This is a genomic window from Mycobacterium sp. (assembly GCF_050701675.1).
Classification (GTDB): Bacteria; Actinomycetota; Actinomycetes; order Mycobacteriales; family Mycobacteriaceae; genus Mycobacterium.
On record NZ_JBOGDD010000345.1, the window covers coordinates 1 to 4987 of the forward strand.

Annotated in this window: 5 protein-coding genes; 2 read left to right on the forward strand and 3 right to left on the reverse strand. The window is 68.1% G+C overall.

Annotation, left to right across the window (positions count from 1 at the left end):
- The 3 genes from ACRDUX_RS10210 to ACRDUX_RS10220 form a co-directional block, all read right to left on the reverse strand.
- Positions 1-982: glycosyltransferase family 4 protein (locus tag ACRDUX_RS10210; protein ID WP_526413517.1), on the reverse strand; the 982-nt coding region annotated here is incomplete at its 3' end.
- A 96-nt stretch (positions 983-1078) separates the two neighbouring features.
- Positions 1079-2647, reverse strand: a complete 1569-nt coding sequence (locus ACRDUX_RS10215; protein WP_526413509.1) for a 1,4-alpha-glucan branching protein domain-containing protein — start codon at positions 2645-2647, stop codon at positions 1079-1081.
- The gene (locus tag ACRDUX_RS10220; RefSeq protein WP_526413511.1) at positions 2644-3432 is read right to left on the reverse strand and encodes a class I SAM-dependent methyltransferase; all 789 of its coding nucleotides are present in this window, start codon (positions 3430-3432) and stop codon (positions 2644-2646) included. The genes ACRDUX_RS10215 and ACRDUX_RS10220 overlap by 4 nt, the downstream gene beginning before the upstream one ends.
- 207 nt (positions 3433-3639) lie before the next feature.
- Between ACRDUX_RS10220 and ACRDUX_RS10225 the strand changes: the two genes are divergently transcribed.
- Complete coding sequence (locus ACRDUX_RS10225; RefSeq protein WP_526413513.1) at positions 3640-4434, forward strand: electron transfer flavoprotein subunit beta/FixA family protein; 795 nt, start codon at positions 3640-3642, stop codon at positions 4432-4434.
- 55 nt (positions 4435-4489) lie between these two features.
- A partial coding sequence (locus ACRDUX_RS10230) for an electron transfer flavoprotein subunit alpha/FixB family protein (RefSeq protein ID WP_526413515.1) occupies positions 4490-4987 on the forward strand: 498 nt, incomplete at its 3' end.

Consider the following 4987-nt stretch of genomic DNA (forward strand, 5'->3'; position numbering starts at 1 on the left):
CGCCGACGTTGGAGGTAACCAGCGGCGCGCCGGTCGCCGCGGCTTCGAGCGCGACGATGCCGAACGGTTCGTAATGGCTGGGCAGGACGGCGGCGTCGCAGTCGTGCAGCAGAGCGACCAACCCTTCGTGGTCGACCCGTCCGACGAACGTGATCGCCTTGAGCACCTTGTGCTTTCGGGCCTGTTCGAGCAGCCAGTCCAGCTGGGTGCCGTCCCCTGCGATGGTGAGCGTGGTACCGGGGTGGGTGCGCCGGATGCGGGGGAGTGCCGCGATTGCGTCGTGCACGCCCTTCTCGTACTCCAGGCGGCCCAGGTACAGCAGCCGCGCAGGACCGTCGTGCGTCGTGCGTCGTGCGAACGGCCATAGGTCTGCGTCGATGCCGTTGCGGATGACCCGTGACTCCGAAAGGCCGGGTCCGAACAGTTCGGAGATTTCCCCGCCCATCGATGCCGAACACGTGATGAGTGAATCGGATTCGCGGACCAGCCACGACTCCACGGCGTGCACCTGTCTGCTGATCTTGCCGGACACCCACCCCGAGTGTCTGCCGGCCTCGGTGGCGTGAATCGTGGAAACCAGTGGCACGTCGAAGTGTTCGGCAAGTGTGATGGCGGGATGCGCGACCAGCCAGTCGTGCGCGTGCACGACGTCGGGGCGCCACGGCTCGGTGGCGTGCTCACCCTTGGATCGCAGCATCAGTCCGGCGCGGACCAGCGAGTGTCCCATCGCCAGCGTCCACGCCATCATGTCGGTGCTGAACTCGAACTCGTGGGGGTCCTGCGCCGCGGCGATGACCCGAACGCCCTCGCTGGTGTCGTCGCTCGAGGGGTGAGTGCTCGGATCGGTGCCCGACGGTCGTCGACTGAGTACCACGACCTCGTGGCCGGCCTCGGCGAGTGCAGTGGCGAGGTGATGGACGTGGCGTCCGAGACCGCCGATCACCACCGGTGGGTACTCCCACGACACCATCAGGACCTTCACGACGGGCTCACCAGCGCCCGCGAACGTGCGCGAAGTGCCAACCACCCGCGGCGTGTCGAGTACAGACACGCACGCTCGCGGCGGAGGGGGGAGGGGTCATCGTGGGAGCCGCCTGGCGTCGAGCGCGCCGAAGAGTCCGTCTGCGCGGTTCCAGGTGGCGGCGAGGCGGTCGGCGTGGTCGCGGCGGCCCGCCGCCAGTGCTCCGGCGATCTCCCGCGTGGCGTGCGCGTGCAGGTGAGCGCGGTAGCGCGCGTACTCGGCGGCGGTGTCCTTGCTGACCATGAACGGCCAGTCGCTCGACACGGTGAGGAGCGCTTCGCGCAGGATCTGGTCGGCGACGGTGTCGCGGGGGGTGGGTGCGCCGACCGTCGCGTGCTGCATCAGCGCCTTGTCCACGGTCGACAGTGCGGTGTCGACCACTTCGGTGTTGAGCGCCACGATGTCGGCGACCTGATCGCCCGACCACACCTGCCAGTCCTTGCCCGAACCCCAAGAGCTGGGCGGCAATTCGACGGGTGCGCCGACGAATTCGTCGGCGATCGCGTCGGAGAGCGTGCCGACGCGCACGCCGGCTTCCGGCAGCGCGCGCAGCACCCGCTCCAGCCATGCCGGGCCCTCGTGCCACCAATGGCCGAACAGTTCGGTGTCGAACGCCGCGACGACGTGAGCCGGTCTGCCGAGCCGCTCGGACTCCGAGCAGAGCCTGCGCCGCACCGTGTCGACGAAGTCGGCCACGTGGACGTCGACGGCGTGATCGGCGCGGTCGGGAACGTAGGGCGCCTTCTCCTCCGACGGCACCGCGCGGCCGGTGACCCTGGCCGGCTTGAGACCCGTGAGGTGGTCGTAGGTGTAGAAGTCGCGGTAGGCGGCATGACCGGGGTAGCCGGACTTCGGTGACCACACCCGGTAGCTGACCTGCAGGTCGCGGCCGAAGGCGATGACGTCGGAGTCCCCGACGGGACGGCCGAGTGCGGTGTCGCCGTGCAGCGTCGGTCCGTCCACCATGAAGTGCGTCACTCCGGCCGCGGCGTATTCGCGCTCGAGACCTGGCGAATAAGCGCACTCCGGCGCCCAGATGCCGCCGGGAACGTGTGCGAATCGCTGCCCGGCGTCGGCAAGGCCCTCGCGCAGTGCGAACTCCCGCAACCGCGGGTGCAGCAACGGCTGGAAGGGATGTGCCAGCGGTCCGCCCAGCAGTTCGATCGCCTCGGCGTCGATGAGCTCGCGAAGCAGCGGGCTGCCGCCGTGGCGCCACTGCGTCGAGAAGTCCTCGAGCGCCTGGCCCGCCTCGTCGTATTCGCGGATGCCGAACGCGCGCAACGCGTCCGGGGCGGCGTAGCCGGTACCGTCACCGCCTCGTCGGACGGCGGCCTCCTGCCCGCGCAGCTGCCAGTTGGCCAACCAGTGGTGCATACCCGTCAGCGAGTACGGATCGTCGAGTTGGGCGGTGACGACCGGCGTCATCCCGAGGGTGAGAAGGTGGCTGCGGCCCTCTGCGGACAACCTGCGGAGCAGCCCCATCAACGGGAGGTACGCCGCCGCCCAGGACTGATAGAGCCATTCCTCACCGACCGGCCAGCGGCCGTGATGGGCCAGCCATGGCAGGTGGGTGTGCAGGACGAGGGTGAAGAGGCCGGGTACCGGAGCTGCCCCCTCCTCGGTCACGGTCGCACCGCGATGGCCACCAGATCCAGGCTCTCATCGATGTCACGGCTGTCGCGTCCGCCAGTCGCGATCAGGTCGAAGTCCGAGGTGGTGATCGACTCGACGTCGGCAAGCAGGTCGGCGGGCCACGGCGCGTTGGCCAGCGCGCGGGTGATCTGGGCGTCGATGATCGAGCCGCCGTGCTTGGCATCGAGCTCCGCCAGCCTGGCGCCGTGGAACACGCCGAGCATCGACTCGACGACGAGGCCCGCATCGGTGAGCAGTTCGGTGAGCTCGGCGGCGTTGAGTTCGCGGGTGTGGAACGGGTTGATCGGGGTGTCGCGGCCGGGGGAGAACGTGATGCGGTTGGGCGTCGACATCAGCAGCACGCCGGACGGCCGAAGGACGCGGGCGCACTCGTCGACGAACTGTGCTTGGTCCCAGAGGTGTTCGATCACCTGAAAGTTCACGACGACGTCGACGGCGGCGTCGGGCAACGGCAGCTCGGCGAGGTTTCCGTGCCGCATGTCGACGCGAGGGTAGCGGGCCCTGACATGGGCCACGGCAGACTCGTCGTAGTCGAGGCCGATGACGCGTCGTGCCACGTTCGCGATCAGGTCGGCGCCGTAGCCCTCACCGGAGCCGGCTTCGAGCACGTCGCGCCCGGTGCAGCGATCGGTGAACCGCTGGTACACCACCTCGTGGCGGCGGAACCAGTAGTTCTCCTCCGCAAGGCCGGGGACGGTGCGCTCCCCGGTCAGTGGGAGGACGTCGTCGGACGGCTCGGGATAAGAAAATGCGCTCATTGCCAACGCAGGCTAACCCAGCTATGGCGATTGTCACTGCCTCATCAACGGTTATCCAGCGCAGGGGCAGGGCAGAAGGTTAGACAACACCGGTTATGGTGTTCCTGCGCGCCCCTGAAGTTACTGACTAGTAACATGGGGGTCGTTGCATGAATCGTGATATGGGCAGGCCGGCTGCGGCCTCATCGAGGAGGACGAACCACACTCATGACGAACATCGTGGTCCTGATCAAACAGGTTCCTGATTACGAGGATCGCCATCTCAACGACGGTGACTGGACGCTGGATCGTGCAGGTAGCGACCCGGTCCTGGACGAGATCAACGAGAAGGCCGTCGAGGTTGCGCTCCAGCTCAAGGAGAAGCACGCCGACGACGACTACAAGGTCGTGGTCCTGACTGCCGGGCCCACCAGCGCCGAGACGGCCATCCGCCGGGCGCTGTCGATGGGCGCCGACTCGGCCTACCACCTCGACGACGAGGCCTTGCACGGCTCGGACCTGGTCCAGACGGCGTGGGCGCTGGCCCGGTCGCTCGGCCAGATCGAGGACATCGGCTTCGTCATCGCAGGCAACGAGACCAGCGACGGCGTCGGTGGCGCGGTCCCCGCGATCCTGGCCCAGTTCCTAGGGCTGCCGCAGTTGACGTCGGTGCGCAAGGTCGACATCGCCGACGGCAAGGTCACCGCCGAGCGCGAGACCGACGACGGTGTCTTCGGACTCGAGGCGACTCTGCCCGCGATCATCAGCATCAACGAGAAGATCGTCGAGGACGCGCGCTTCCCGTCCTTCAAGGGCATCATGGCCGCCAAGAAGAAGCCCGTCGAGAAGCTGACGCTCGCCTCGATCGGCGTCGAGGCCGACGAAGTCGGTGGCGAGCACGCCGACTCGACCGTGGTGTCGGCCACCCCGAAGCCGCCCAAGACGGCGGGCGAGAAGGTCACCGACGAAGGCGAGGGCGGCAAGCAGATCGCCGAGTACCTCGTGGCCCAGAAGATCCTTTGACACCTGCGGACTCCAGTTCCGCAACCCCACTTTCCTAGAGAGCGACTAAGAGGCAATGGCTGAAGTACTAGTGCTCGCTGAGCACTTCGAAGGCAAGTTGAAGAGTGTCACCGCCGAGCTCATCACCGCGGCCCGCGCATTGGGTGAGCCGTCCGCCGTGGTGATCGGTGCCCCCGGCACCGCCGACGGGCTGACCGAGGGCCTGAAGGCCGCGGGTGCGGCGAAGATCTACGTGGCTGAGTCCGACACCGTCGAGCAGTACCTGGTCACCCCCAAGGTGGACGTGCTGACCGCGTTGGCGGAGTCCGCGTCCCCGGCGGCGATTCTCGTCGTCGCCAGCACGGAGGGCAAGGAGATCGCCGGTCGGGTCGCCGCGGCGACTGGCTCCGGCGTCCTGGTCGACGTCATCGGTGTCAAGGAGGGCCCCATCGGGATCCACTCGATCTTCGGTGGCGCCTACACGACCGAGGCCAAGGCTGCCGGTGACGCTCCGGTTCTCGCATTGCGGCCGGGTGCCGTGGAGGCAGAGCCGGTCGCCGGTGCAGGCGAAGTG

Bases quoted from the DNA above. Each gene is read 5' to 3' on its own strand.
- ACRDUX_RS10225 (WP_526413513.1), top strand. From the start codon at position 3,640: ATGACGAACATCGTGGTCCTGATCAAACAGGTTCCTGATTACGAGGAT.
- ACRDUX_RS10220 (WP_526413511.1), bottom strand. From the start codon at position 3,432: ATGAGCGCATTTTCTTATCCCGAGCCGTCCGACGACGTCCTCCCACTG.